Genomic DNA, 1,582 nt, shown 5'->3' with positions numbered 1-1,582 from the left:
TAGCTTGTGATTCTTATTCATTGCCTGCTTTAACAGTAGGGGATTATTATTCTCAACCAGGAGGAGTTGATCCAATAAATATTGCTAATCCTATAACTTCTTCACAAACAGTTTATGTTTATGCAGAATCAGGAACGGCTCCATATATTTGTTCATCAGAAGCTAGTTTTACAGTTACTATCAATACAATTACTGCAGATTCACCAGCTGATGTTTTTGCATGTAATAGTTACACTTTGCCAAGTTTAAGTGCAAATAATTCATATTATACTCAACCAGGAGGTCCAACAGGAACTGGTACAATGTTAAATGTTGGAGATGTTATTACATCATCACAAACGATTTACATTTATGCACAAACCAATACAACACCTAACTGTGTTGCTGAAGATAATTTTGAGGTAACAATTACTACAACTCCGACAGCAGACATTATTCCAAGTTCATCTGTTTGTGTAGGTTCTGATTATACATTCCCTACTTTAACATCTGGAGGTTATTTTACAGGATCTGGAGGAGTTGGTCCAATAGATACTACTAATCCTTTGACAATTAATGCTACGACTACTTTTTATGTTTACGCAACAAGTGGTAGTGCACCAAATATTTGTTCAGATGAGACTAGTTTCACGGTAACAGCTGTAGATGCACCGGTTGTTACATTAGATGGTGGTTGTGAAGGAGCTACGTATTTAATTCACGCTACAGTTGTAGGAGGACAAGCGGTAACCTATGAGTGGTATGATTCAAATGGAGTAGTAATTTCAGGTGAAACGGATTCTACTTTAGCGGTTTCTCAAGATGGTACATATAGTTGTGCTGTTACTTTAACTACAGGCTCAATGTGTGAATCTGATGAAGTTTTCTTTACGGCTAATGGTACTTTATGTACGATTCAAAAAGGTATTTCACCAAATGGAGATGGCTTGAATGAGAATTTTGATTTAACAGGACTTAATGTTAAGAAATTAGAGATTTTCAACCGTTATGGTAAAAAAGTTTATAGTTTCTCTAACTATACAGATCAGTGGTATGGCCAATCTGATAATGGTAATGAGTTGCCAACAGGAACTTATTATTATGTTATAGAACGTGATAATGTAGAGGCAAAATCAGGATGGATATATATCAATAGATAGTAAATAATTAGGATAGCTTGCTTTACAAGAAAAAGTAAAGCAAGCTTCTTCTAAAAAAATCAAAAAACAGACAAAATGAAGAAACTATATTTCACAGTATTCCTGGTATTTGTAATAGGAATAAATGAGCTTAGTGCACAACAAGATCCACATTATACACAATATATGTATAATATGAATGTTATAAACCCAGCGTATGCAGGAAGTAAAGAAAATTTATCTATAGGACTTTTATATAGAAAACAATGGGTTGATATTGAAGATGCTCCAACGACATTCACTTTATCAGGACATAGTCCAGCAGGAAAAAACGTTGGTATTGGATTATCAGTTATCTCAGATAAGATTGGACCAGTAGAGGAGCAAAATGCTTATGCAGATTTCTCATATACTTTAGGTTTAGGAGGAGAACACAAATTAGCTTTTGGATTAAAAGCAGGAGC

Annotated in this window: 2 protein-coding genes; both read left to right on the top strand. The window is 34.4% G+C overall.

All coding sequences use genetic code 11. The features are described 5' to 3' along the window. Positions 1 to 1,139: gliding motility-associated C-terminal domain-containing protein (locus ACFO3U_RS07300; RefSeq protein WP_379739926.1), on the top strand; the 1,139-nt coding region annotated here is incomplete at its 5' end. Between the two features lie 75 nt (positions 1,140 to 1,214). Next, on the top strand, positions 1,215 to 1,582 hold a 368-nt coding region (locus tag ACFO3U_RS07295; RefSeq protein ID WP_379739923.1), incomplete at its 3' end, for a PorP/SprF family type IX secretion system membrane protein.

The sequence above is a fragment of the Flavobacterium ponti genome (assembly GCF_042652765.1).
In the GTDB taxonomy this organism is placed as follows: domain Bacteria; phylum Bacteroidota; class Bacteroidia; order Flavobacteriales; family Flavobacteriaceae; genus Flavobacterium; species Flavobacterium ponti.
The sequence above is the reverse complement of the archived record's forward strand: the minus strand, read 5'-3'. Positions and strand labels throughout refer to the sequence as shown.